Source organism: Azospirillum sp. RU38E (assembly GCF_900188385.1).
Taxonomy (GTDB): Bacteria; Pseudomonadota; Alphaproteobacteria; order Azospirillales; family Azospirillaceae; genus Niveispirillum.
On record NZ_FZOI01000001.1, the window covers coordinates 435,475 to 460,042 of the forward strand.

The window sequence follows — 24,568 nt, forward strand, 5'->3', positions numbered from 1 at the left end:
TACTTAATAGTACGTTCCGCCCGAAGGATACCCCCATGCGGCTTTCCCACCTGCTCCGTACCGGTGCTGCCATCGGCACCCTGTTCCTGCTGACGGCCTGCCAGCCGGCTGAAAAGAAGGCCGAGGCGCCGGCAGCCCCGGCCAAGGCGACGGCAGCGGATGCGGCAGCGTTTGTGGAGCGGGCAGAGGCTGAACTGGGGGCGGCGCGGGAGAAGCTGAACCGCCAGTCCTGGGTGATGAACACCTATATCACCCCGGATACGCTGGCCCTGTCGTCGGCCACGGGGGCGGAATATAGCGCGCTGGTCGCCCGCCTGACGGCGGAGAGCAAGCAGTTTGTCGGGCTGGAACTGGCCCCGGATGTGGCGCGCAAGCTGGCCCTGCTGCGCAATGAAACGGCGCTGCCGTCCCCTGCCGACCCGGCCTTGAACAAGGAATTGTCGGAGCTGGACGCCAAGCTGGGTGAGCTTTACGCCACCGGCAAGGTCTGCCGTGAGGATGGCAGCGACTGCCTGACGCTGGACGAGATCGACGATATCTTCCGCACCTCACGCGATGAAAAGGAGCTGAAGCGGCTCTGGACCGGCTGGCACAAGGTGGCCCAGCCGATGCGCCCGATCTATCAGCGCGAGGCGGAGATCGCCAATATCGGCGCCAAGGAATTGGGAGTGGCGGACGCCGGCACGCTGTGGCGTTCCGGCTATGACATGACCGCCGACCAGTTCGAGGCGGAGGCCGACCGGCTGTGGGAGCAGGTGAAGCCGCTTTATACCAGCCTGCACTGCTATACCCGCACCAAGCTGGGTGAGAAGTACGGCACCGACGTGGTGCCGCAGGACAAGCCGATTCCGGCCCATCTGCTGGGCAATATGTGGGCGCAGGAATGGGGCAATGTCTATGATCTGGTGGCGCCCAAGCAGACGGCCCGCAATGTCGACGTCACGGCCCTGCTGACCAAGGCCAATTACGACCCGATCAAGATGACGAAGTCCGCCGAGGGCTTCTTCACTGGCCTGGGCTTTGAGCCGATGCCGCAGACCTTCTGGGAACGGTCGATGCTGACGCGTCCGAAGGATCGGGAAGTCGTCTGCCATGCCAGCGCCTGGGATATCGACGACAAGGATGATATCCGCATCAAGATGTGTATGCGGGTCAATGGTGACGATTTCCAGACCATCCATCACGAGATGGGCCACAATATCTATCAGCGCGCCTACAAGGCGCAGTCGACCCTGTTCCGCAATGGCGCCAATGACGGCTTCCACGAAGCCATCGGCGATTTCATCGCGTTGTCGGTGACGCCAGGCTATCTGGTGAAGCTGGGCCTGCTGGACAAGGAACCCTCCACCGAGGGGGATACCGGCCTGCTGCTGCAACAGGCACTCGACAAGGTGGCCTTCCTGCCCTTTGGCCTGTTGATCGACAAATGGCGGTGGGATGTGTTCAACGGCAAGATCAAGCCGGAGGATTACAACAAGGCCTGGTGGGATCTGCGCACCAAATATCAAGGTGTGGCCGCCCCGGTGGAACGGACCGAAGCCGATTTCGACCCCGGTGCCAAGAACCATGTCGCCACCAGCGTGCCCTATGTGCGTTATTTCCTGGCCCGCATCCTGCAGTTCCAGTTCCATCAGGCGGCCTGCCAGCAGGCGGGCTATACGGGGCCGCTGCATCGCTGCTCCATCGCCGGCAACGCGGAAGTGGGCAAGCGCTTCAATGCGATGATGGAAATGGGCGCTTCCAAGCCCTGGCCGGAAGCGCTGAAGGCCTTCACCGGCAGCGAGCAGATGGATGCCGGCGCCATGCTGGCCTATTTCGCCCCGCTGAAGGAATGGCTGGACAAGCAGAACGAAGGCAAGAGCTGCGGCTGGCAGTAAGGGTTTGAGAAGGAGCGTGGGCCAAAACCAACCAGGATGTTATCCTGGCCATGTTCCAGGCCCTGAACCCGACAAGGAGGTGATGGGATGCGTACACCACGGATCAAATCCGTTACCACCCTGCCGGGTTTCAAGCTTCGGCTGGAGTGGGATGTCGGCCAGATATCGGTGGTCGATATCGCCGACATCATCGACCGGTACGAGATTTTTGCCCCGATCCGGGAAAACCCGGCGCGGTTCGATCAGGTGACGATCGGGGAATATGGGTATGACCTGCATTGGTCCGATCTGATGGAAATCCCCTGCACGCAGCTTTGGCAGCGTTCGCAGGTCCAGGCCGCGGAATAGAGCGCGTAGGGAAAGAGCAGACGACGATGGTTCAAGACATCACCGGCGGTACCAAACGGGCGGCGCTGATCGAGAAAGCCGCCGAGGAGGTGCAGGGCCGCTCGCTTTGGCAGGACGCCCGGCGCCGCCTGTTCGCCAACAAGATGGCGGTGGCCAGCATGATCGTGCTGGGCATCATCGCGCTGATGGCGATCTTCGCCGACGTGCTGAGCCCGCACGCCTATGACGAGGTCTATTGGGATTATATCGGGGTCGGACCGATGCTGGAAAACAGCCATTGGTTCGGTACAGATGCCAATGGGCGCGACCTGTTCATCCGCACGCTCTATGGTGCCCGCGTCTCCTTGATGGTGGGCATCGTCACCACCATGGTGGCGCTGGTGATCGGGGTGGCCTATGGCTCCATCGCCGGCTATTTCGGCGGGCGTATCGATACGGTCATGATGCGCATCGTCGACGTGCTTTATTCCATGCCGCTGATGTTCTTCATCATCATCCTGGTGGTGGTGTTCGGGCGTCACATTGTGCTGGTGTTCATTGCCATTGGCTGCGTGGAATGGCTGACCATGGCGCGTATCGTGCGCGGCCAGACCATGTCGGTGAAGCGCAAGGAATTCATCGAGGCGGCGCGGGCATCGGGCGTGTCCACCCCCAACATCATCCGCCGCCACATCATCCCCAATGTCATCGGGCCGGTGATCGTGTTCGTGACCTTGATGGTGCCGGTGGTGATCCTGGTGGAAAGCTTCCTGTCCTTCCTGGGCTTGGGCGTGCAGGAGCCGATGACCAGTTGGGGTGTGCTGATCTCCGAAGGGGCGGCACAGATGGAAAATGCCCCGCATATGCTGATCTTCCCGGCCGTCTTCCTGGCGGTGACGCTGTTCTGCTTCAATTTCATCGGTGACGGTCTGCGCGATGCGCTGGACCCGAAGGATCGCTAAGGGGCGCCGGATATGACCGCAGTATTGGAAGTCCGCGACCTGAAGGTCCGTTTCGCCACGCCCGATGGCGAGGTCTCCGCCGTCAATGGCGTCTCCTTCGATGTGAATGAGGGGGAATGCGTCGGCATTGTCGGTGAAAGCGGCTCGGGCAAGAGCCAGCTTTTCATGTCCGTCATGGGGCTGCTGGCCAAGAATGGCCGCACGCTCGGTTCCGCCAAATATCGCGGGACCGAGCTGGTCGGGATGCCGGTGAAGGATCTCAACAAGATTCGGGGCGACAAGATCGCCATGATCTTCCAGGACAGCATGACCGGCCTGACCCCGCATCTGCGCATCGGCAAGCAGATGACCGAAGTGCTGGTGCAGCACAAGGGCATGGGCGAGGCGGCCGCCGTGAAGCGGGCGCTGGAGATGCTGAACCTGGTCCGCATCCCGGAGGCGGCGCGCCGGCTGGCGCAGTACCCGCATGAACTGTCCGGCGGGATGCGCCAGCGCATCATGATCGCCATGGCGCTGCTGTGCGAACCGGAACTGCTGATCGCGGATGAGCCGACAACGGCGCTGGACGTGACGGTGCAGGCCCAGATTCTGGACCTGATGGCCGATCTGAAGCGCGTCACCAAGGCCGCCATCGTGCTGATTACCCATGATCTGGGCACGGTGGCCGGCCTGTGTGACAAGGTGCAGGTGATGTATGGCGGCCGGTTCATGGAAACCGGCAGCGTGCAGGAAATTTTCTATCAGCCCGCCCATCCTTACACGGCGGGCCTGCTGGCCTCCATGCCGCGCCTGACGGAGGGGCGGCGGGAAAAGCTCTATGCCATTCCCGGCCAGCCGCCCAATCTGCAACGGCTGCCCAAGGCCTGCCCGTTCCAGGAACGCTGTGACTATGTGCATGAACGCTGCGTGGATGAATTGCCGCTGCTGCGCGATGTGACGCCGGGCCATGCCAAGGCCTGCCATCTGCTGAGCCTCGCCAACCCCGTCAGCGACCCCAAGGCCCCTTCGCTGAAGGTTGCCACTGAAGCCCGGAGCGCCTGATATGTCGAAAGAACTTCTCCGCGTTGAAGGGCTGAAGGTGCATTTCCCCATCCGCACCGGGGGCATCCTGATCGGCCAATATACCCCGCTGAAGGCGGTGGATGGCGTCTCCTTCACCCTGAATGAGGGGGAGACGCTGGGCATTGTCGGCGAAAGCGGCTGTGGCAAATCCACGCTGGGCCGCGCGGTGCTGCAACTGATCAAGCCGACCGATGGCAAGGTCGTGTTCATGGGGTCGGAACTGACCGGCGTCGGCGCGGAGGTGATCCGCCAGAAGCGCGCCGACATGCAGATCGTCTTCCAGGACCCGCTGGCCAGCCTGAACCCGCGCATGACCGTGGGTGACATTATCGGCGAACCGCTGACCGTCTTCTTCCCCAAGATGAAGGCAGAGGAGCGCAAGGCCAAGGTGCGGGCCCTAATGGCCAAGGTCGGCCTGCTGCCGCAGATGATTAACCGCTATCCGCACGAATTTTCCGGCGGCCAGTGTCAGCGCATCGGCATTGCCCGCGCGATGATCCTGAACCCGAAGCTGGTGATCTGCGACGAGCCGGTATCGGCGTTGGACGTGTCGATCCAGGCGCAGATCGTCAATCTGCTGATGGATCTGCAAAAGGAATTCGGCCTGTCGCTGCTGTTCATCAGCCACGATCTGTCGGTGGTGCGCCATGTCAGCCATCGGGTGATGGTGCTGTATCTGGGCAAGGTGATGGAAATCGCCGAGCGCGACGCCATCTATGAGGCGCCGTTGCACCCCTATACCCAGGCGCTGATTTCCGCTGTGCCGGTGCCGGACCCGGATATTGAGAAGAACAAGCAGCGCATTGTGCTGGGCGGCGACCTGCCCAGCCCGATGAAGCCGCCCTCTGGCTGTGTCTTCCGCACCCGCTGTCCCAAGGCCAGCGACATTTGCGCCAAGGAAGTGCCGGTGCTGGAAGAAAAGATGCCGGGCCACCGCGTGGCCTGCCACCATTGGGGCATCCCCGACGCCGCCGCCGTGCCGACGGTGGGGCATCACTGAGGGGGCGGGGCACGTCGCTTTCTTTCCCCGTCACCCCGGCCTGCGCCGGGGTGACGGTTGAGAGTGCTGAAAGCCGTGAGCGCAACGACAAAACACGCCACCCTGTCGCCCAAGGTCGCGCGCCAAAACCCAACAATGTCCTAAAATAAGGTGGGGGGATTCTGTTGCCCAGCTCCCCCCGGGCTGCGAACTAAGCTAACTGACTAACGCCCTTTAGGGGGAATTAGGCAGCCATGCGAAGGTCAGACGCCGAGTTATCGTTGGCATCTATAAGGTTTGACCCGATAACGGCGGTATCATGCCGGGAGAAGACTATGCCTTTATTACGCGCGTCGATCCTAGTTCGCCCCCATGAACCCGCCGGCAGCCACGATAACCGCATGACCGGAGGGAGAATGGTGGAGGCGCCGGGTACCGCCCCCGGGTCCGCAACGTCTATTCCACACCGCGTTTATCCCCATAGTCGGGCGAACCCGACAGTCCCTATATAGGCGCTCCCTTCCGCGAATGGAAGGGGGGATATTTCGGGATCACACCGCCACATCCGCCTTGATGGGCGGGTGCGGATCATAGCCCTCCAGCACGAAATCCTCGATCCGATAGCCATCGATGCTGTCCGGTTTGCGGGCCAGCGACAGGCGGGGGAAGGGGCGGGGGGCACGGCTGAGCTGTTCGCGCGCCTGATCCAGATGGTTCAGGTAGAGATGCACATCCCCGCCCATCCAGACGAACTCACCCGGCGTCAGCCCCGCCTGCTGGGCCAGCATCAATTGCAGGGCCACAGCCCCGGTGAAATTGAAGGGCGCACCCAGCAGCAGATCACAGGAACGCTGGAACATCAGGCTGTTCAGCTTGCCGTCCGTCGTCACATGATACTGATAGACCATGTGGCAGGGCGGCAGGGCCATGTCCGGCACATCCGGCACGTTCCAGGCGTGGAACAGCAGGCGTCGGCTGGCGGGCGTGTGCTTCAGTCCGTGGATCAGGGCGGCAATCTGGTCATGTTCGCGCCCATCCGGCCCCAGCCAGCGCCGCCATTGCTTGCCATAGACGGGGCCGAGTTCGCCCCAGCGGGTCGCGAAAGCGTCATCTTCGACAATGCGGCGTTCGAAATCGGCCTGGGCGATGTCCTCCCCCGTGGCGCGGCGATAGGCTGCCAGCGGCCAATCGGTCCAGATCGTCACCTTGTCCTTCAGCAGCGGTTGGATATTGGTGCCGCCGGTCAGGAACCACAGCATCTCCTTCACCGCCATCTTCCAATAGACCCGCTTGGTGGTCAGGATGGGGGTGGTGCCGTCCGACAGGTCAAACCGGATCATGGCCCCGAAGCTGGACAGGGTGCCGACACCGGTACGGTCCACCCGGCGGTCGCCCTTTTCCAGAATATGGGCCATCAGGTCGAGATACTGATATTCAGGATGGCGCATCGATGATCGGTTCCGGCTGGTGGGCTGGGGCTGCTTGGGGTATCGCTAATCGCACAATACCGTGCTGTTGGAGAAGCTGTCTTGTTGATTACCGTGATTGCTGCCGTCGCCCGCAATGGGGTTATCGGCCATCAGGGCCGGATGCCCTGGAAGCTGCCCAGCGACCTGCGCTTCTTCAAACAGGTCACCATGGGCAAGCCGATGATCATGGGCCGCAAGACCTGGGACAGTTTCGGGGGCAAGCCGCTGCCCGGCCGCCCGCATATCGTGCTGACCAAGGATCAGGCGTTCCAGGCCGACGGTGCCATTGTTGCCCATGATATGGACAGCGCCGTTGCCGCCGCCAGGAAGCTGGCCGAGGAGGCTGGCGGGCAGGAGATCATGGTGATCGGCGGGGCGCAGATTTACGCCGCCTTCCTGCCCATCGCCGACCGGGTTTACCTGACCGAGATCGCCGCCACGCCGGAAGGCGACACGTTCTTCCCGGAATTCGACCGCACCGGCTATCTGGGCGAGGAACTGGGCACCCAGAACCCGGAGGAGGGCCGCCCGGCCTTCCGCGTCATGCGCTTTCACAAGATGCGCAAACGCAATGGCTGAGCTGCTGCCCTGGCAACGGCTGACAATGGAGAGCGGCCTGCTGCTGGCGGCCGCTTCCAGCATCCGGCTGGATGCAGCCGAACTGCACCGCCAGACCATGGCCGCCATCGCCGCCACCCCGCCGGAGGCCCGCAACCGCTATGGCAGCGAGGATGGCGACTGGACGGCCATCACCCTGGTGGCGAAAGCCGGTGCCTATGGCAGCGACGCCCCCCTTCAACGCAGCCCGGCGCTGGATCATCTGCCCCTGCTGGAAACGGCCGTGTTGTCTTTGCCGGGGTTGCAGGTGGAGGGCAGCCATATCATCCGCCAGCCGGCGGGTGGTTTCCTGCGCTGGCATTATGATCAACAGGCCCTGCACCTGCCCTTGGCCCGGCTGCTGCTGGCGGTGCAGGTGCCCGATGAGGCCTTCACCTGGATCGGGCATGAGAAGCTGGCCTTTCCCGCCGGCACATTATGGACGGGGGATTTCTCCCAGCCCCATCAAGTCGAAAACCCATCCAATCAGGATCGGCTGGTCATTGCGGTGGATGTCACTGTCAATGATATGGTGCGTTCATTATTCCCGCCCGCACTCTATGCAGATGCCGCTGGGCGGCAATACCGGGCGCAGGAAGGTATCAATGCCCTGTTGACGGCCCGAAGCGGCTAGAATAGCGCCCAATACTGTTCCCTTGCCGCTGAAGCCTTTGTCATCATGCAACTGACCCCCATCCCGGACGATATCCTGCCCCAGGCCCTGGCCAGCCTTCGCGCCCATCTGCCGCCCGACAGTTTGGCCTTGGCGGTGTTTGAGCGGATTGCCGCGACGCTGGATCTGGTGCCGCTGGGCGTGGATACGCCGGAACACCGGGCGGCGGGGGTGAAACTGGCACGGGATTTCGGCATCGGTACCATTGATGCCGAACCGATGGAGGCCTTCTCCTATGACGGGCAGTCCATCCGCACCCGGTCGGAAGCCTATGTGCTGATCCATGAGGTGGCGCATTGGCTGGTGGCCCCGCCGGAGCGGCGCGGCATGATCGATTTCGGCCTTGGCGCCGGCCCGGAATCCGGCCGGGTGGAGGAGGCCAACCGCGCCATTGCCGTGGATAAGGATACGCAGATTGAGGAAGAGGCGCTGTCCTCCCTGCTGGGCATCCTGTGGGAGGTGGAGTTGCAGCAGCCCGCCATCCTGGCCTTTCTGGAACAGAACTGGCTGGAAGGGTGGGAGCGTCCGGCGGGGTGCGCCGGCAATTTCATCAGCCATGTGGAACTGCTGCACCGCCGGGGTTTGATTGATGCCGATGGGCGGCCTTTCCGGCCCGAATCTGTCACCGGCATGGCCCGCGCCGCAGCTTGATTGCGCATTTCTGGCGGCCCTTGCCGACCGGCATTTTTGGTTGTTCCCTGATGTGAAAGAACGTCCAGGGAGGACAAGCATGAATGCCAGCACCAAGGGTCCGGCCATCCTGTCCATGATCGGCAATACGCCGATCATCCGGCTGACCCGCTTCGATACCGGCCCGTGTGAGCTGTATCTGAAGCTGGAAAATCAGAATCCCGGCGGCTCCATCAAGGACCGGATCGGCCTGCGCATGATTGAGGCGGCAGAGGCTGACGGGCGCTTGAAGCCCGGCGGCACGGTGATTGAGGCGACGGCCGGCAATACCGGCCTGGGGCTGGCGCTGGTCTGTGCCGCCAAGGGATATCGGCTGATCCTGGTGATCCCCGACAAGATGGCGGTGGAGAAGATCAACCATCTGCGGGCCTTGGGTGCGGAAATCCACATCACCCGGTCGGATGTCGGCAAGGGCCACCCGGCCTATTATCAGGATATTGCCGAACGGTTGGCCGGCGAAATCCCCGGTGCCTTCTATGTCAACCAGTTTGCCAACCCGGCCAACCCCCAGGCCCATGCCGATTGGACGGGGCCGGAAATGTTGCAGCAGATGGGCGGCGACATTGATGCCGTGGTGGTGGGGGTCGGTTCCGGCGGCACCTTCACCGGGCTGGGGCGCTTCTTCGCCGCGGCCAGCCCCAAGACGCAGATGGTGATCGCCGATCCCGCCGGCTCCATCATCGCCGATCTGGTGAACAAGGGCAGCCATGGGGAGCCCGGAAGCTGGGTGGTGGAAGGGGTGGGGGAGGATTTCGTCCCCCCCAATTGCGACCTGCAGCACGCCAAAGCCGCCTATACCGTCACCGACACGGAAAGCCTGAATGCAGCGCGCGACCTGCTGCGCAAGGAAGGCATCCTGGCCGGCTCCTCCAGCGGCACCCTGCTGGCCGCAGCCCTGAAATATTGCCGGGACCAGACGGAGAGGAAGCGTGTCGTCACCTTCGTCTGCGACACGGGCAACAAGTACCTGTCCAAGATGTTCAATGATGCCTGGATGGAAGACCAGGGCTTCACCCCGCGCGAGCGCCACAATGACCTGCGCGACCTGATGACCCGCCGCTATGACAAGGGCCAGGTGGTGACGGTGGGCCCGGAAGACACGCTGCTGACGGCCTATAAGCGGATGCGGATCAGCGACGTCTCGCAATTGCCGGTGATGGAGGGAACGCGCGTCATCGGCATTCTGGATGAAAGCGACCTGCTGCTGCATGTGGAGAAAGACCCGGCCCGCTTCCGCGACAAGGTCTATACCGCCATGGTCAACCGGCTGGAAACGCTACCCGTCACCGCACCGATGGCCGAACTGACCCGGCTGTTCGACCGCAATCTGGTGGCCATCATCATGGATGGTGACCGGTTCCTGGGTCTGTTGACGCGGGTGGACATGCTGAACCATCTGCGCCGGCAGATGAAATAGCCGCAAGACAATCCCTTCCCCGGCAGGGGGCCGGGGAAGGGGGGGCGTTCAGGCCTTGGCCTGCATTTTCCGTCGTAACCAGTGACGAACCGGCTCATCATACCAGATGGTCACCAGCCAGCCGAAAATCAGCAGGAACGGGGCCAGTGCCCAACCCACCAGATTCATCTGTTCGGCGGGCGGTGCGGTGTAGGCGATAAAGGCCAGATAGACCCACATGAACGGATAATGGCTGGCATAGAGCGGGTAGGACAGCCGGCCAGCCCGGTCACAAAGCCGCTGCATGAAAGGGCCGGTCGGGGAATTGGCCCCGCAGGCGACGATCAGCGGAAAGGCCACCAGTACGCAAAGCGTATCAAAAATGCCGTTCAGGCTGATCCCCGCCATCGGTGGCAGGATGGGCACGCAGAACAGTGCGATCAGTGCCAGGGACAGGGGCAGCATACCCAACTGCGGCAACTGCCAACGGTGGCGGGTGCGATAGAGCAACATGCCGGCGATGAAGGGAAAGCCGACCCGCACCGGTGCTACCCACAAGGTCTCAAAATTATAGCCGGTGGAAATCCCGTCCTTCGCCTGGGCGGTGATGGCAAGCCCGATGGCCGCCAGCAAGGCAACCACCGCCAGGGCCCCCGTTCCCAGCCGCCGCAGAACCAGCGCATAGGCAATATTGGCAAGATATTCCTGTGCCAGTGTCCAGTGCGGGCCGTTCAGCGAATAGGTTTCGGTGAAACGCCCGGGCAGCGAAGGTGATGGCAGAAGCAGAAGGCCTGCCACCAGACTGATGGCGACGGCGGAACTCGCTGCCGTCGGATGGGGGGAGACCGCCAGAAACGGATCAGCCAGATAGGCGACCAGCCCGATCAATACGCCCAAAACCACCGCCGGATGCAGGCGGATCAACCGGGTGCGGAAAAATGCCCCCAGACCCATATGGCCCCAGCGATCATCATAGGCGTGGGAGACAACAAAGCCGGAGAGCAGAAAGAAGAAATCGACCGCCAGATAAGAATGCCGTAGCGGATTGGCGCTGGGGTCGCTGAGGGCAAATCGCATCTCAAGAATATGGAAAAATACGACCATGATGGCGGCGGTACCACGTAAGCCATCCAATACCAAGAAATGGGATTTCCGGGACGCATAAGCCGCTGGCGTTTCTTTTGATGACGTCCCGGATATGGGGCTGAAACCCGACTCCATTCCCATTTCCTTTCCAAAAGTCCGAGCTATAGTGGCCGTCTCTGATCCGTAACGATTCCGATTTATCCCGAATGAAAGGAATTTTTGTTGTTCAATAAATGAAATTTTATTTCATTTTGTTCGTTTGTATCGCGACTGGTAAGAATCGATCTATAATTTCCCTTTGCTTTTCAGTGTCTTATGCAGCGGACCCTTGATAATGCCCCTTGGGGGCAACGGCCGTCGTCTCGGTATCCCCATGGTTGCCGGAACCCCGTGGTCTGACGGCGGCATCCGGCGCCTGTGGTCAACAGGTGGAGGGTCGAAATATATCCGATTGCGGATGTTTTTGGTGTCGGTTAGTTTGCCGGCACAAACAATCAAGAAGCCCCGTCCATGCGCCCCCCTTTCCTGATCACATGTCTGTTGTTGCCCGTTCTGGCTGCTGTCCAGCCCTGCTGGTCCAGCGAGCCGGCGGGCAATGTCGTCCGGCAGGCGGCCGATGCCTTTGGCCTGCGGGTGGGCACCGAATCCATCGGGCTTTATTCGCAATCGGCGGTGCGGGGCTTCAGCCCGGACGTGGCCGGGAATATCCGCCTGGAAGGTTTGTTCTTCCGCCCCGCCGGGGCCCTGACCGACCGGGCGGTGGACAGCACCAGCATCCGCGTCGGGCTGGGCAATATCGGCCAATTGTTCCCGGCCCCGTCGGGCATTGCCGATCTGGCGCTGCGCGATCCGGGGCAGGCCAATGGCTGGAACGTCACCTTTGCCATTGATCCTTACCTGTCCCCCTATCTGGAACTGGATGGCGATCTGGCCAGCGCTGACGGTATCTGGACCTTGGCCAGTGGTGTCGGGCTTTATCCCGACAGCAATGCCCAGGGTGGCAATGATGCGCGTTATCTGACGGCCGCCTTCGTTCCCCGCTGGCACCCGACCGACCGGCTGACGATTACCGGCCTGCTGGATATGGAATCAGGCCGGGATGAGGATGTGACGCCCACCCTGTTGCCGCAGGGGGGCAGGCTGCCGCCACGGGCCGCCCGATCCCGCTTCATCGGCCAGCGCTGGGCCGATTACGCCTTTGACAGCCGTAATCTGGGCCTGATTGTCGATGCGGGTCTGGCCGATGGGCTGGTGTTGCGCAGCGGCCTGTTCCATTCCCGCTATGTGTCGGACAAGGATGCCTTTGCCCTGTTGGATGGCATTGATGCCAGCGGACAGGGTGACATGCTGGTACTGATGTTCCCACGGTCGCAGAATGCTGTCTGGTCGGGGGAAAGCCAGCTTTCCTATGGCTGGTCCGGCCAGACGGCCCGGCAGACCCTGACCGCCAGCCTGCGCGGCCTGTCCAGCCGCGAACGGTCGGGTGGGGAGGTGGAGATACCGCTGGGCCCCTGGCGGGTGGATGAGGTGCGGGATGTGCCTGAGCCCGATCTGCTGTTCGACCAGCCGCAATCACGCGATCAGGTGCGGCAATGGGCGGGGGGCGTCAACTGGCGGCTGGAATGGGCCGGGCGGCTGGATACGAGTGTCGGTGTGCAGAAGGCGCGCTATCGCAAACAGTCCCGCACCGGCGCCGCTGCCCCGGCGCGCGGCGGCTCCGACCCCTGGCTGTACAACGCGCTGGTGGCGTGGCGCTTTGATGGCGATATCACCGCCTATGCCAGCTATGCCAGGGGACTGGAGGAGGCGGGCTCGCCGCCGGTCACGGCGATCAACCGCAACAGCCTGCTGCCGGCGGTACTGACCACCCAGCGCGAATTGGGGGTGAAGCTGCCATTGGGGCCGTTGAACCTGACCAGTTCGCTGTTCGATGTCCGCCGCCCCTATGCCGGTCTGGATGGCAATGATCGTTATGGCTTCCTGGGGCAGGTGCGTCACCGGGGGCTTGAAGCCTCCGTGACCGGCCAGCCATTGCCGGGCCTGTCGCTTGTGCTGGGGGCGGTGCTGCTGGACCCGGTGGTGACGGGGCCGGAGGTGAGGGAAGGGCTGATCGGTCGCCGCCCGGTGGGGCAACGCCGGGTGCATTGGCAGGCCAGCCTGGATTATGCCCCGCCGGGATGGGACGGCGGCTCGCTTGATCTGGTCATTGATCATCGCAGCGCCACCACCGCCCGGCGGGACAATCTGGCCGATGCGCCGGCCGTCACGGTGGTTGATCTGGGGTTGCGCCAGGAACTGGCTTTGTTCGGCCAGGATGCCACCCTGCGCGCCCAATTGTTGAACCTGTTCAACGCGGATGGCTGGGATGTGGTGGATGATGGGGAATATAGCGCCATCGATCGCCGGGCTTGGCGCGTCGCGCTCAGCACCCGCTTCTGATCTTCATCAAAGCATCGGCTGTCGATCCGTCATATGCTGGGGTAATTGTTGCCTCAGCATGTCGGAGCCGCCAGATGATCGATATCCCCGCCGATTTGGATAGTGCCCATGTGGAGATTGCCTCCGCCAGAGTGAAGCGGTTCGATACGCTCTGGTCGGAAGGCGGGCGGGAATGGCGCTGCGCCTATGAATTGCTGGGCACGGTGCGGACCTGTGCCGAACTGCCCGGCATTGTCGGCAAGAATACGGAGATCATTCTCTCCAACCATGCCATGAACAATGCGTTGCGTTCCTATAACCTGACCGTGCACGGCGATACGGTACTGTTCGCCGTGCATGTCAGCGACCAGATCATTCATGATCTGGAAAAATATTATCTGTCCAAGCTGGCCAAGGCGTTTGATCTGCGCCTTCACCTTGTCTGTTCCGACGCCCACGCCCGGCTTTTCTCCCCCATCGGGCTGCAGATGTCGCCGGTGCTGCTGCCGGACTGATCAGGGGGGGCTGATTAACTTCGCAAGGGCCTTGGCTTGCGCGCGTCGTAATGCCTTTGGTCCCACATCATGTAAAGGCTCCAGAATATCGCTGTTGGGTGGGGAGGTGATAACCTCTTCCCCAATGGCCGTCACGGGGGCGCTGTTGCCGGGCATCGTCAGAGCAAGCGTTACTTTGCCCTCGGCCGTGCAGGTTCCCTTGAATAAGGAAATTGAGCCACACGTAGCAAATATTCGTGCTTGTTTTACCTCCAGAGTTAATGGGATACGTCCCTCATCTCCATTTTTTTCGAAGAGAATGACATCGGTATATCGTTGGCGAAATGCATTAAGCGCATCTTCCGTAAATACATTTTTTTGGTCAAGCTTCAGTATGGCTTTAATTGGGTATTCAAGCATATAATCAATGGATAGCTTCTCTGCTCCAATGATAGATATTTGATACTTTCCTGGAATTTTTTCATGTACGGAAAAATTTGGTATCTCGTTGGATGGATTTTGATTATGAACTGGGATTTGGCATCCCGTTGCCAATAGTAAAATTGCCATTAATGCGATAATTTTATTGAAATTTTCCATTTCAGATTCCTTTTTTGTGGTTGAAACTTTATAAAAATCTATCTCATATATTCAGCTGCTTCACCAGTGGGATTAACTCTCATAATTTCCATCTAACGAGATAGCGGGGGGGGTGAATGAAGTATCTAAATGGTACGTATGGCTTATGGATGGTAGCCGGGGTGGTAATGCTCCTGATGGCGGGATGTCAGACAAACTCTGTCAAAACACTGAATGGTGCCGATCAAGCAAAGCTATCCAGCTTGTCCCTAAATAAAATAGAGGTGGAGTTGTCGCAGCCAACGGCACCTTTAGAATTGAAGTCAGTTCTGGAACAAAAATTGAAGGAAATCCTCCCTGGATGCATGAAGGGAAATGTGCCTGTTCTCGTCCGTGTGAGGGTGGATAACTATAAAGAGCAAAATGGGGCAATGACCGTGCTGGTCGGTGATCATTCTGAATTGACCGGTAAGCTTTCCCTGCATGATTTGGCTGGCAATGAACTGGGAGAGTACTATTTAACAGAGCGTACCGGCGGTGGTGGGCTAATTGCCGTTGCCAGCATGTCCGATGCACAACAAAAATTGACAGCCCGTTATGCAGAACGGGTCTGCAGCGACGTGTTCGGGCAAAAGAAGCCGGCACGCTGACATTTGCACGGATGATCAAGGGGCGCCGGTGCCGGGCGGCGCCCCCTATCCTTACTTGGCGCCCTTGGCGGCCGACCATTGCCGGGCCGGCAGGGTCACGTCTGCCTGCTGCACAAAATCAACGGCAGAGCGGGCAAGCTGCACCTGATAGGTGCCGCCGCTGATCTTCCAGCCCTTGGCCGCACCGTCATAGATGGCCAGCAGGCGGGGATCGATGGTGACCTCCACCTGACGCGATTCGCCCGGTGCCAGGGCCAGCTTGTCAAACCCGACCAGCCGGCGCGGTGCTTCCCAGCCGGCGGTCACACCCGGCGCAGGGCCGATATAGAATTGTGGCACGGCGCTGCCGAAGCGCGAACCCTTGTTGGTGACGCGGGCGCGCAGCTTCAGCCCGTCCGCCGTCATTTCCGCCGCCAGCCCCTCATAGGTGAAGCTGGTATAAGAAAGCCCATGGCCGAAGGCGAAGAGCGGCTTGTGCCCCTTCAGATCGAACCATTTATAGCCGACCGCCGCCCCTTCCGAATAGGTGACGGGGAAGGAGACATCGGGCTTCTTGTCCGTGCCATCCAGCACCGGGCGGGGCAACTGGTCGAGCGATTGCGGGAAGGTGACGGGCAGGCGGCCCGTGGCATCCACCTCCCCATAGAGCACGCGGGCAATCGCCTCACCCCCGCGCGTGCCGGGATACCAGGCCTCCAGCACCGCCGGCACCTGGGCCAGCCAGGGCATCAGCACCGGGCCGCCGCTTTGCAGCACCACCACAATCTTGGGGTTGGCCTTGGCCACGGCGGCGATCAGGGCATCTTGCCCATCCGGCAGGGTCAGCGGGAAATCCAACGCCTCCCCCGTCCATTGGTTGGCGAACAGGATCACCAGATCGCTCTCGGCGGCCAGCTTGGCTGCTGCCGCCACATCGGTGCCCGGATCGAAGCGCACATCGCCGCTGCGGCGGCGGATCGCCTCCAGCGGGGCGCTGGGATGATAGACGATGGGGCCGGGGAAATCCTTCGGCCCCAGGCCCGGCACCGGGTTGCCGCCACGGGCGAACACGGTGGAGGAGCCGCCACCCGACAGCACACCCTTGTCGGCATGGCCGCCGATCACGGCAATGCGCTTGGCGCTGGCGGCCAGCGGCAGCAGGTTGGCGTCATTCTTCAGCAGCACGATGCCTTCCTCGGCATCGGCCTGGGTCACCAGCGCATGGGCGCCGTAATCAATGGGCTGGATGGAAACCGGGTTATCCACCGCACCGGAGGCGAACAGGGCGCGCAGGATACGCCGCACCATATCATCCAGCCGCGCCTGCGGGATGCTGCCATCCTTCAGCGCCTTTCCCAGCAGTTCCGGCCCGAAATAGGGCTTCTTGTCGAAAATATAGCCCGATTCCTGGTCCAGTCCGGCATTGGCGGCCGGGGCCGTGCTGTGGACCGCGCCCCAGTCGGACATGACATAGCCTGGATAGGCCCAGTCCTTCTTCAGGACCTGATTGAGCAGGAAATCACTTTCGCAGGCATAGGGGCCATTATAGCGGTTATAGGCGCACATCACCGAATGGGGCTGGCCCTTCTCAATGGCGATTTCAAACGCCAGCAGGTCCGACATGCGGGCCTGATCCTCGGCAATGCGGGCATCCAGCACGAAGCGGCCGGTTTCCTGCGCATTCAAGGCGAAATGCTTGATGGTGGAGATGATTTGGTTGGACTGGATGCCCTTGATCTGGGCGGCCACCATGGTGGCTGCCAGCCAGGGATCTTCCCCGCCATATTCGAAATTGCGGCCATTGCGCGGTTCCCGCACCAGATTGATGCCGCCGGCCAGCATGACATTGAAGCCCGATGCCCGCGCCTCCCGCCCGATCATCGCCCCGCCCTGTTCGGCAAGTGCGGGGTTCCAGGTGGCAGCAGTGGCAATGCCGGCGGGCAGGGAGGTGCGTTCCAGATAAGGCGCCAGCGATTCGCGCTGGGTCGCCACGCCGACGCCGGCATCGGTCAGATATTGCGGCGGAATGCCCAGCCGCTTGATGCCGGCGACATAGCCGGCCGAGCCCATGCGCACTTCCTTGGGCGGCAGATAATTCTTGTATTTCAGGGCTGAACCGAAATGGCCGAAGACCAGGAGCTTCTTTTCGTCCAGGGTCATGGCGGCGAGTGCCAGGGCGGCGCGCTCATCAGCCGCCAGCGCCGGGTTCAGCCAGGGCTGGGCCTGTGCTGCGGCTGTGGCAGCGGGTGCTGCGGCATTTCCCTGCGCCATGGCCACCGTGGCAGCACCCCCCAGCAAGCCCGCCAGCAGCAGCGGCGGGATGATTTTCTTCAGCCTGACGATACGCATTGCCACCCTCTTCGTCCTGTCGTCGATCCATGCCGGCGGGGCGGGCCCCGTTTCCTCCCGGCTTTGCCTGTTGCTCAAGCCCCCCTTTATCAGGGTTGGGGTGACCCTAACATCTTGTCTGTCCGTTGTCAGTCTCTTCGGACAACGTTGTCTGATTTTGTGTCGGCGCCCCCATGCAGACCCCGGTATGAGAGGGGTATGGCAGCCGCCCCCTTCTGTTTGCGCTGCAAAATCATGTTGCGGAGGCGAAATGGACAGCGATCAGGCCAATGAGTGCGCTTCCATTCCCGGTTTGACCTGTTGGCAAAATCCCACATCCCGCTTTTCCTTCTGACAACGATGACATAAAGCCCTTGACACTGGATGGGCGCGCCGTAATCTCAGCCCCACAAAGCGTAAAGCGTGCGGTTGAACAAGCGCGCCGTTCTGGGTGGGAAAAGGCTGATCTCAAGGATCAACAGGGATTCGTTTCAAGATGCCATGGGCTGGGGATGCCCGGGCGTCGTCCCCTTCCTGCGCGTTCGGTGCCTGTCATGGCCGCCAGTAAACCGAGGATGATGGGAGGGATTGATGAGGGGCGGATATTCATTGCTGGGCCGCACTGCGGCCGTGGCCCTGCTGGCGGGTGTTTCCCCGCTGGCGCTGGGTGGTCCTGCCATGGCCCAGCAGGCCGGCGCGCAACAGGAAGTTCTGGACGAGATCATCGTCACCGGCGTGCGCGCCTCGCAGCAGCGCTCGGTGGATATGAAGCGCAGCGAGACCTCCATCGTTGATGCGATCAGCGCCGAAGATATCGGCAAGCTGCCCGACGTGACCATTGCCGACGCGCTGCAGCGCGTCCCCGGCATTCAGATCCGGCGTGAGGCGGGCGAAGGCAGCACGGTGAATGTGCGCGGCCTGCCGCAGGTCATCACCATGCTGAACGGTGAACAATATCTGTCCGCCGGCAATCTGGGGGAGGCCAAGCCGAACCTGAGCGATGTGCCGGCCCAGTTAATGAATGCCGTGGTGGTCTATAAGTCCACCGATACGCGCAATGCCCTGTCGGGCATTTCCGGCACCATCGATCTGCGCACCCGCCGCCCGTCGGACATGCCGGAAGGTATCTCGCTGACCGGTGCGCTGGAAGGCCAGCGCGGCACGGATACCAAGGGCAAGGATTATCTGGCCAATGGCCTGGTTTCCTGGCGTGGTGATCGTATCGGCGCCCTGGTCTCTGCCGCTGGCAGCAAGGCCAATCTGGGCAACAACTATTCCGGTGTTGCCGGCGGCCTGTCCGGCAATAATGACTGGGGCGGCAAGGCCCCCACCGATTTCATCTCCCCGCACGGGTTTGAAAGCTTCCACCGGGAGGCGGAGCGCAAGCGTCTGGCCGTTTCCGGTGCCTTTGAGGCCGATCTGGGTGAAGGCTTCACCTTCATCGCCGAAGCATTCTACACCAAGATGGACGAGTATAACCGCTCGGCCGGTCTCAATATCTCCAACCGCTGGTCCGGTGATGCCTATGGTATCTGGACCAAGCCGACCGTCAGCACGCCGGTTGGCGTGGGCAAATGGGTGGCGGTGAATGAATATGACATTGATGCCTGGTGGGTGAATTCCTTCTCCGTCAACCGCGTCAACACCTCGGAATCGAAGAATTTCAATGCCGAGCTGAATTACGATAATGGCGGGCCGTTCAAGTTTGAATTCCGCGCCATGCGCGCGGATGCTGACCGTCTGTCCATGAATGGACAGGCGCAGGGTGACCTGTCCAACTGGCGCTATGCCGATGGCCGCTTCAACCTGTTCCGCGATGCCAATGACCGCACGCGCGGCACCTTCTATCCGAAGGAAATCGCCGACCGCTTCCCGGCGTCGCGCTACACCAACAATATCGTCGGCAGCCTGGGTGGCCGCTATGTCGACCCCAACCCGCTGGGTTATGGCCAGAACCCGCAGCTTCATTACAATATTTCCGGTGGCCATCCGGTATGGACTGGCTTTGACAAGCAGATTTCCGGCGGCCTGGGGGCTGGCAAGACCCTGACCGATTATATGGCCAACAAGGACAGCTATGCCATCGGCGCCTTCTCCTCTGAAGGCAATAACGAGGCCACCAGCGACCTGTCGGTCTATCGCGCCGATGGCCATTATGATTTTGAGGAACCGTTCCTGGGCTTCCTCAACAAGGTGGATGTCGGCATCCGCCGCAGCGACCGGTCGGTCAGCATCGAGCAGTTCCACCTCTTCTCCAATTTCTACAAGGGCCAGGGCGTCAATATGGCGGGCCAGCCCAACACCAGCGGTTGTTCGGCCCAGTGGAAGGCCATCGACGTGGTGATGAACCAGAACCAGTGCCAGGCGGGTGAGTTTGTGCCCGATCCGGTGACGGGCAAGCCGGTCTTCCAGGGCTATACGGTCAATGCGCCGACGCGGCTGGATACCTATAATAATGTCATCTGGGTGAAGGATTTGGGCTCCATCACCTCTGGCATTCCCGGTTTCTGGGCCATCGATCCGCGTGATTTCGACGATCCGGAGGCCTTCCACAAGAAGGTGTTCGGCGGTGCTGATCGGGTGATCGTGCCCGGCCAGTCTTATGATGTCGATATGTGGGAGGATAGCGGCTACGTTAACACGCACTTCGCCTATGGTCCGCTGTCCGGTACTGCCGGCCTGAAGATCATCCGCACGGAATTGCAGGTGCGCCAGAACATCACCGGTGAGACCAAGAATTATGGCGACACCAATAATGATGTCGGCGATGTCACCAGCCGCCGCAGCTATTACGATTATCTGCCGGCGGTGAACGCCGCCTATGATGTCGATGATAATCTGCGTCTGCGCTTCAGCTATTCCAAGACCATGCAGCCGTTGGACCTGCTGCGCTATGGCGGGGCGCTGAAGATCAACACGGCCGATGATCCGAAGCTGGGCATTCGTGTGGTTACCAGTGCTGAATCGGCCGGCAATCCCGAGCTTGATCCCTGGCGGTCGGATAATTGGGATGCGGCGGTGGAATATTATATCGGCCGGGCCAGTATGCTGAACCTGTCGGCCTTCCGCCTGAATATCGACAGCTATGTCGTCACCCGCACCACCAATGACGGGCGTTATCCCGACCAGGATGGGGTGATCCGCAACACCGTGCCCGTCACCCGCCCGCAGCAGGGCGAGGGCGGCAAGGTGGAAGGGATCGAAGTGGGGGCCAAGCTCTCCTTCAAGGATTTCCTGGACGAGGGTAGCTTCTTCTCCAACTTCGGTCTGGATACGAACTACACCTACTCGCCCAGCGAACAGACCCTGTCCAAGAAAACGCCGGACGGCAAAGACATCACGGCACCGTTCGACGACAATTCGAAGCATCAGGTCAATGTCGTTGCCTGGTATCAGGATGATAATCTGCAGGCTCGTATCGCCTATAATTACCGCAGCAAGCGGTTGCAGAATGTCTTCGATGGTCAGTTCCCGGTCTATCAGCAAGCCTCGCAATATGTTGATATGAACGTCAGCTACGCCATCAACGAAAACATCACCGTCTATGCCAACGGGTCCAATGTCCTGGGCGAGCGGGAGGATTACGTGGTGGAGTTCGCCAAAGGCATCACCCAATATGCCTGGCAGAACGAGTATGAGCCCCGCTACACGCTGGGTGTTCGCTTCAAGTGGTGATCGGGTAAGCACCGCCGGCGCCCCCCGACCTTGACGGGTCGGGGGCGTTGTTCTGTTGATGAAGTGTCGGTCTGGCGAGTTTTTCTGCATCACCGTCACCCCGGCGAAGGCCGGGGTCCAGTATCGTAGAGAAAAGCGCCTGTGGCCCCTGGACCCCGGCCTTCGCCGGGGTGACGGAGTGAAGAGCGTAATTAATTGATAATAAATAGTAATTTTTCATACAAACATTGAGGGCGGCAAACGCCCGTCAGGCCAAATGGGGGGAGCAATGGGGGAGCGCATCCGCGATCTGGTGATTGTTGGCGGGGGAACGGCCGGCTGGATGGTGGCCGCCGCTATGGCGGACCATTTCCGCGGGTCCGGTCCCCGCATCACCCTGGTGGAAAGCAGTACCATCGGCACCATCGGGGTGGGGGAGGCGACGATCCCCACCATCCGCCGCTTTTACCAATCTTTGGGCCTGCGCGATCTGGATGTGCTGAAGGCCACGCATGGCACGGTGAAACTGGGCATCCGTTTTGATGGCTGGACCGGCGATGGCGGCGGCTTCATCCATCCGTTCGGGCTGCATGGCCAGGATCTGCGCGGCATCCCCTTCCATCATTACTGGCTGCGCGCCCGCACCGCCGGGCTGGGTGGCGCGTTTGGGGATTATTCGCTGGCCGTGGCTCTCGCCAAGGCGGGGCGTTTCACCCTGCCATCGGCCAATCCGCCCTCTACCCTGTCCGTCTTTGACTGGGCGCTGCATTTCGATGCCGGGCTGTTTGCCGGGCTGATGCGACAGGTGGCCGAACAGCGTGGCGTGCGCCGCATCGATGCCCGCATCGAACAGGTGCAGCAGCGCGGGGAGGATGGCCATATCACCGGCCTGCTGCTGGATGATGGGCGGGTGGTGACGGGCGACCTGTTTGTCGATTGCTCCGGCTTCCAGGGGCTGTTGATCGAAGGGGCGATGCAGGCCGGCTATCAGGATTGGGGGCAATGGCTGCTCTGTGACCGGGCCCTGGCGGCGCAAGGTCCGGCCCTGTCCCCGCCACCACCCTTCACGCGAGTGACGGCGCAACAGGCCGGCTGGCGCTGGACCATCCCGTTGCAGCACCGCACCGGCCATGGCTATGTCTATTCCAGCCGCCATATCGATGATGCGGCGGCGGAGGCGGAATTGCTGGCCGCCATCGGCGCCAAGCCCACCGTCGGCCCGCGCCGCATCGCCTTCACCCCCGGTCGCCGCACCCAGGCCTGGAAGGGCAATTGCGTATCCATCGGCCTGTCATCGGGCTTTCTGGAACCGCTGGAATCCACCTCCATCGCCCTGATCGAAACCGGCATTGAAAAGCTGAAACAGCTTTTCCCCGACCGCGATATGGACCCGACGCTGGCGGCGGAATTCAACGACTGGTCCCGGCGGGAGATGGAGCGGGTGCGCGATTTCATCATCCTGCATTACTGGCTGAACCGGCGGGGGGAGGCGTTCTGGCAGGATTGCCGCGCTGTGGACCTGCCGGACAGTCTGGCCCATAAGGTGGATTTGTTCCGCCGCCGGGGCCACCTGGTGCGCTATCGCTGGGAAATGTTCCACCCGGACAGTTGGCTGGCCATCTTCGCCGGTTTCGGCTTCCTGCCGGAACGGTATGATCCGGCGCTGGACGGCATGGATGTGGCCAGCCTGGACCGGGCGCTGGCCGGGATGCGCCAGGCCATCGCCACGGCGGTGGCCGACTGCCCGAGCCATGAAGAGTTCATTGAACATTATGCGCGGGTGGCCGCCCCCACCTTATCCACCTCCACAGCAGGAAACGCCCGATGAAGCCGTTGCGCAGGATCGTCATTGCCGGTGGTGGCACGGCCGGCTGGATCACCGCCGCCATGCTGTCGCACCTGCTGAACGGCAGCGCCACGGCGGTGGAACTGGTGGAATCCGAGGAGATCGGCACCATCGGGGTGGGTGAAAGCACCATCCCGCCCTTCATCACCCTGCTGCGCAACCTGGGCATTGATGAGCAGGATTTCATCCGCCAGACCAGCGCCAGCTTCAAGCTGGGCATCCGGTTCCGTGACTGGTACCGGCTGGGCAGTGGCTATTTCCATCCGTTCGGCGCCATTGGCGGCCAGATCGATGTGCATGAATTCTATCAATGCTGGCTGCGGGCCAAGGCCCATGGCCACCCCTCGGCCCTGATGGATTTCGCACCGGCCGCCATCATGGCGGATGAATATCGTTTCATGCTGCCCTTCAAGGCGCAGCGCACCATGGTGGGTGCCGCCTCCTACGCGCTGCATGTGGATGCCAAGCGGGTGGCAACCTATCTGCGCCGCTATGCCGAGGAGCGCGGGGCCGTGCGCACCGAAGGCCGGATCGAGCGGGTGCGCACCCGCCCCGATGGCGCGATTGAGGCGCTGTGCCTGCGCGACGGGCGGGAAGTCACAGGCGATTTCTTCATTGATTGCACCGGCTTCCGCTCCCTGCTGGTGGGGCAGACGCTGGGGGTGGGGCTGATCGACTGGTCGGATCAGCTTCTCTGTGACCGCGCCGTGGCGGTACAGACGGAAAATACCGGCGACACCCATCCGTTTACATTGTCGGAGGCGCTGGGCCATGGCTGGCGCTGGCGCATTCCGCTGCAGCACCGGGCCGGCAATGGCTATGTCTATTCCAGCCGCTTCCTGTCCGATGAGGAGGCGGTGGCGACCCTGCGCAGCAAGCTGCAAGGCCGGCTGCTGACCGAGCCGGCCATCATCCCCTTCAAGACCGGGATGCGGGCGCGGATGTGGGAGAAGAACTGTCTGGCCCTGGGGCTGGCGGCCGGCTTCATCGAACCGCTGGAATCCACCGCCATCCATCTGGTTTACCGGGCTGTGGATCATCTGGCCCGCTTCTTCCCCGATCAGGATTGCGATCCGGCCCTGGCAGCCGAATTCAACCGCCGCATGGGGGCGGAATATGAGGAGGTGAAGGATTTCATCGTCCTGCATTATTGCCTGAGCCAGCGCGACGACACGCCCTTCTGGCAGGCCTGCCGCCAGGCCCCGGTGCCGGCCTCCCTGCGTGCCCGGCTGGACCTGTTCCGGGCCAGCGGCGTGCTGCGCGAAGGGCTGGAGGAGCTGTTCCGCGCCGTGTCCTGGCAATCTGTTTATGAGGGGATGGGCGTGCGGCCGGCCCGTTATCAAGGGCTGGTGGAGACGCTGCCCTTGTCGGTGATCACCGAAACCCTGGACCGTTCCGCCCCGATCCTGCGCGCGCAGGTGAAGGGCCTGCCCAGCCATGATGAATTCCTGCGCACCCATTGCGCGGCGGAACGGGATTTTTGAGGGGGTGGGAGGGCGACG

Annotated in this window: 19 protein-coding genes and 1 other RNA gene; 15 read left to right on the forward strand and 5 right to left on the reverse strand. The window is 61.8% G+C overall.

Annotation, left to right across the window (positions count from 1 at the left end):
- The first annotated feature begins 35 nt into the window (after nucleotides 1-35).
- The 5 genes from CHB97_RS01880 to CHB97_RS01900 all read left to right on the forward strand — a co-directional run bounded on the left by CHB97_RS01880 (nucleotide 36) and on the right by CHB97_RS01900 (nucleotide 5,228).
- Nucleotides 36-1,877 carry a M2 family metallopeptidase gene (locus CHB97_RS01880; protein WP_089286230.1) on the forward strand — a complete coding sequence of 614 codons (1,842 nt, stop codon included), beginning with the start codon at nucleotides 36-38 and terminating at the stop codon, nucleotides 1,875-1,877.
- Between the two features lie 87 nt (nucleotides 1,878-1,964).
- On the forward strand, nucleotides 1,965-2,225 hold the full coding sequence (locus CHB97_RS01885; protein WP_089286231.1) for a DUF2442 domain-containing protein: 261 nt from the start codon (nucleotides 1,965-1,967) through the stop codon (nucleotides 2,223-2,225).
- A 26-nt stretch (nucleotides 2,226-2,251) separates the two neighbouring features.
- Complete coding sequence (locus CHB97_RS01890; RefSeq protein WP_089286232.1) at nucleotides 2,252-3,166, forward strand: ABC transporter permease subunit; 915 nt, start codon at nucleotides 2,252-2,254, stop codon at nucleotides 3,164-3,166.
- A gap of 12 nt (nucleotides 3,167-3,178) precedes the next feature.
- On the forward strand, nucleotides 3,179-4,207 hold the full coding sequence (locus tag CHB97_RS01895) for an ABC transporter ATP-binding protein (RefSeq protein WP_089286233.1): 1,029 nt from the start codon (nucleotides 3,179-3,181) through the stop codon (nucleotides 4,205-4,207).
- A gap of 1 nt (nucleotide 4,208) precedes the next feature.
- The gene (locus CHB97_RS01900) at nucleotides 4,209-5,228 is read left to right on the forward strand and encodes an ABC transporter ATP-binding protein (RefSeq protein ID WP_089286234.1); all 1,020 of its coding nucleotides are present in this window, start codon (nucleotides 4,209-4,211) and stop codon (nucleotides 5,226-5,228) included.
- Between the two features lie 149 nt (nucleotides 5,229-5,377).
- On the opposite strand, the gene ssrA is transcribed toward CHB97_RS01900, so the two are convergent.
- Both ssrA and thyA read right to left on the reverse strand, forming a co-directional pair.
- Nucleotides 5,378-5,745, reverse strand: a transfer-messenger RNA (tmRNA) gene (gene ssrA / locus CHB97_RS01905).
- 13 nt (nucleotides 5,746-5,758) lie between these two features.
- On the reverse strand, nucleotides 5,759-6,655 hold the full coding sequence (thyA, locus tag CHB97_RS01910) for a thymidylate synthase (protein ID WP_089286235.1): 897 nt from the start codon (nucleotides 6,653-6,655) through the stop codon (nucleotides 5,759-5,761).
- 81 nt (nucleotides 6,656-6,736) lie between these two features.
- On the opposite strand from thyA, the gene CHB97_RS01915 reads away from it, so the two are divergent.
- The 4 genes from CHB97_RS01915 (at nucleotide 6,737) to CHB97_RS01930 (ending at nucleotide 10,053) form a co-directional block, all read left to right on the forward strand.
- Nucleotides 6,737-7,255, forward strand: a complete 519-nt coding sequence (locus CHB97_RS01915) for a dihydrofolate reductase (protein WP_089286236.1) — start codon at nucleotides 6,737-6,739, stop codon at nucleotides 7,253-7,255.
- A complete protein-coding gene (locus CHB97_RS01920) occupies nucleotides 7,248-7,907 on the forward strand; it encodes an aspartyl/asparaginyl beta-hydroxylase domain-containing protein (RefSeq protein ID WP_089286237.1) in 660 nt (219 codons plus the stop codon). Before CHB97_RS01915 ends, CHB97_RS01920 begins: the two co-directional genes overlap by 8 nt.
- A 45-nt stretch (nucleotides 7,908-7,952) precedes the next feature.
- Entirely contained in the window at nucleotides 7,953-8,597 is a 645-nt protein-coding gene (locus CHB97_RS01925) for an elongation factor P hydroxylase (RefSeq protein ID WP_089286238.1), read from the forward strand.
- A gap of 79 nt (nucleotides 8,598-8,676) precedes the next feature.
- Nucleotides 8,677-10,053, forward strand: coding sequence for a cystathionine beta-synthase (locus CHB97_RS01930; RefSeq protein WP_089286239.1), 1,377 nt, complete (start codon nucleotides 8,677-8,679; stop codon nucleotides 10,051-10,053).
- A gap of 48 nt (nucleotides 10,054-10,101) precedes the next feature.
- Here CHB97_RS01930 and CHB97_RS01935 read toward each other — a convergent pair whose 3' ends face one another.
- Nucleotides 10,102-11,259: an acyltransferase gene (locus CHB97_RS01935; protein WP_089286240.1), complete on the reverse strand. Its 1,158-nt coding sequence runs from the start codon at nucleotides 11,257-11,259 to the stop codon at nucleotides 10,102-10,104.
- A 369-nt stretch (nucleotides 11,260-11,628) separates the two neighbouring features.
- Here CHB97_RS01935 and CHB97_RS01940 point away from each other — a divergent pair, with 369 nt between their 5' ends.
- Both CHB97_RS01940 and CHB97_RS01945 read left to right on the forward strand, forming a co-directional pair.
- Complete coding sequence (locus CHB97_RS01940; protein WP_089286241.1) at nucleotides 11,629-13,557, forward strand: TonB-dependent siderophore receptor; 1,929 nt, start codon at nucleotides 11,629-11,631, stop codon at nucleotides 13,555-13,557.
- Between the two features lie 74 nt (nucleotides 13,558-13,631).
- The gene (locus CHB97_RS01945; protein ID WP_089286242.1) at nucleotides 13,632-14,051 is read left to right on the forward strand and encodes a hypothetical protein; all 420 of its coding nucleotides are present in this window, start codon (nucleotides 13,632-13,634) and stop codon (nucleotides 14,049-14,051) included.
- On the opposite strand, the gene CHB97_RS25730 is transcribed toward CHB97_RS01945, so the two are convergent.
- Nucleotides 14,052-14,630, reverse strand: coding sequence for a hypothetical protein (locus CHB97_RS25730; RefSeq protein ID WP_143270666.1), 579 nt, complete (start codon nucleotides 14,628-14,630; stop codon nucleotides 14,052-14,054).
- Between the two features lie 116 nt (nucleotides 14,631-14,746).
- Between CHB97_RS25730 and CHB97_RS25735 the strand changes: the two genes are divergently transcribed.
- Nucleotides 14,747-15,259 (forward strand): hypothetical protein, encoded by a 513-nt coding sequence (locus CHB97_RS25735; protein WP_143270667.1) that lies wholly within the window; start codon nucleotides 14,747-14,749, stop codon nucleotides 15,257-15,259.
- A 51-nt stretch (nucleotides 15,260-15,310) separates the two neighbouring features.
- Here the strand turns inward: CHB97_RS25735 and CHB97_RS01955 are convergent, their stop codons facing one another.
- A complete protein-coding gene (locus CHB97_RS01955; RefSeq protein ID WP_089286244.1) occupies nucleotides 15,311-17,587 on the reverse strand; it encodes a beta-glucosidase in 2,277 nt (758 codons plus the stop codon).
- 570 nt (nucleotides 17,588-18,157) lie between these two features.
- Here CHB97_RS01955 and CHB97_RS01960 point away from each other — a divergent pair.
- The 3 genes from CHB97_RS01960 to CHB97_RS01970 all read left to right on the forward strand — a co-directional run bounded on the left by CHB97_RS01960 (nucleotide 18,158) and on the right by CHB97_RS01970 (nucleotide 24,550).
- Complete coding sequence (locus tag CHB97_RS01960; RefSeq protein ID WP_089286245.1) at nucleotides 18,158-21,241, forward strand: TonB-dependent receptor; 3,084 nt, start codon at nucleotides 18,158-18,160, stop codon at nucleotides 21,239-21,241.
- 268 nt (nucleotides 21,242-21,509) lie between these two features.
- Nucleotides 21,510-23,048: a tryptophan halogenase family protein gene (locus CHB97_RS01965; protein ID WP_200819773.1), complete on the forward strand. Its 1,539-nt coding sequence runs from the start codon at nucleotides 21,510-21,512 to the stop codon at nucleotides 23,046-23,048.
- Nucleotides 23,045-24,550, forward strand: a complete 1,506-nt coding sequence (locus CHB97_RS01970; protein WP_089286247.1) for a tryptophan halogenase family protein — start codon at nucleotides 23,045-23,047, stop codon at nucleotides 24,548-24,550. The genes CHB97_RS01965 and CHB97_RS01970 overlap by 4 nt, the downstream gene beginning before the upstream one ends.
- The last annotated feature ends 18 nt before the right edge of the window (nucleotides 24,551-24,568 follow it).

Excerpts from the sequence above, each read along its gene's own strand:
- CHB97_RS01880 (WP_089286230.1), top strand. The coding sequence starts at position 36 with ATGCGGCTTTCCCACCTGCTCCGTACCGGTGCTGCCATCGGCACCCTG.
- CHB97_RS01885 (WP_089286231.1), top strand. The coding sequence starts at position 1,965 with ATGCGTACACCACGGATCAAATCCGTTACCACCCTGCCGGGTTTCAAG.
- CHB97_RS01890 (WP_089286232.1), top strand. The coding sequence starts at position 2,252 with ATGGTTCAAGACATCACCGGCGGTACCAAACGGGCGGCGCTGATCGAG.
- CHB97_RS01895 (WP_089286233.1), top strand. The coding sequence starts at position 3,179 with ATGACCGCAGTATTGGAAGTCCGCGACCTGAAGGTCCGTTTCGCCACG.
- CHB97_RS01900 (WP_089286234.1), top strand. The coding sequence starts at position 4,209 with ATGTCGAAAGAACTTCTCCGCGTTGAAGGGCTGAAGGTGCATTTCCCC.
- thyA (WP_089286235.1), bottom strand. The coding sequence starts at position 6,655 with ATGCGCCATCCTGAATATCAGTATCTCGACCTGATGGCCCATATTCTG.
- CHB97_RS01920 (WP_089286237.1), top strand. The coding sequence starts at position 7,248 with ATGGCTGAGCTGCTGCCCTGGCAACGGCTGACAATGGAGAGCGGCCTG.
- CHB97_RS01925 (WP_089286238.1), top strand. The coding sequence starts at position 7,953 with ATGCAACTGACCCCCATCCCGGACGATATCCTGCCCCAGGCCCTGGCC.
- CHB97_RS01930 (WP_089286239.1), top strand. The coding sequence starts at position 8,677 with ATGAATGCCAGCACCAAGGGTCCGGCCATCCTGTCCATGATCGGCAAT.
- CHB97_RS01935 (WP_089286240.1), bottom strand. The coding sequence starts at position 11,259 with ATGGGAATGGAGTCGGGTTTCAGCCCCATATCCGGGACGTCATCAAAA.
- CHB97_RS01940 (WP_089286241.1), top strand. The coding sequence starts at position 11,629 with ATGCGCCCCCCTTTCCTGATCACATGTCTGTTGTTGCCCGTTCTGGCT.
- CHB97_RS01945 (WP_089286242.1), top strand. The coding sequence starts at position 13,632 with ATGATCGATATCCCCGCCGATTTGGATAGTGCCCATGTGGAGATTGCC.
- CHB97_RS25730 (WP_143270666.1), bottom strand. The coding sequence starts at position 14,630 with ATGGAAAATTTCAATAAAATTATCGCATTAATGGCAATTTTACTATTG.
- CHB97_RS25735 (WP_143270667.1), top strand. The coding sequence starts at position 14,747 with ATGAAGTATCTAAATGGTACGTATGGCTTATGGATGGTAGCCGGGGTG.
- CHB97_RS01955 (WP_089286244.1), bottom strand. The coding sequence starts at position 17,587 with ATGCGTATCGTCAGGCTGAAGAAAATCATCCCGCCGCTGCTGCTGGCG.
- CHB97_RS01960 (WP_089286245.1), top strand. The coding sequence starts at position 18,158 with ATGAGGGGCGGATATTCATTGCTGGGCCGCACTGCGGCCGTGGCCCTG.
- CHB97_RS01965 (WP_200819773.1), top strand. The coding sequence starts at position 21,510 with ATGGGGGAGCGCATCCGCGATCTGGTGATTGTTGGCGGGGGAACGGCC.
- CHB97_RS01970 (WP_089286247.1), top strand. The coding sequence starts at position 23,045 with ATGAAGCCGTTGCGCAGGATCGTCATTGCCGGTGGTGGCACGGCCGGC.